This window comes from Stenotrophomonas sp. SrG (assembly GCF_050031795.1).
GTDB lineage: Bacteria > Pseudomonadota > Gammaproteobacteria > Xanthomonadales > Xanthomonadaceae > Stenotrophomonas > Stenotrophomonas rhizophila_A.
Window position 1 is genome coordinate 1 of the sequence record NZ_JBNBBE010000086.1, and the last position, 311, is coordinate 311.

Consider the following 311-nt stretch of genomic DNA (forward strand, 5'->3'; position numbering starts at 1 on the left):
CGCCACGGCAGCGGGTTCGCGGTCCCCGTCCGAGTCGCCCCGGACGGCAACCTGCAGGGCCAGACCGTGCCGCAGCCGCGCGAAGTGGGCGCGATCGGCATGCGCGGCGCGTTCGCCCGGCTCAACGCGCAGAACCGGGCGCGGGTGGAGGAATCGATCATGGCCTCCTCCGGCTTCGACGGCAGCGGCACGCTGACCCTGCTGGGCGACCCGCAGGACCTGACCCGGCCGTTCAACTTCCGCTACGATTTCCACGCCCGTGATTACGTCGATTTCGGCGTGGTCGGTGGCATGGTGCTGCCGGACCCGCC

Annotated in this window: 1 pseudogene; it reads left to right on the forward strand. The window is 71.7% G+C overall.

Annotated elements, in window-relative coordinates:
• Positions 1 to 311, forward strand: a pseudogene (locus ACQG3P_RS19080) (transglutaminase); the annotation flags it as partial.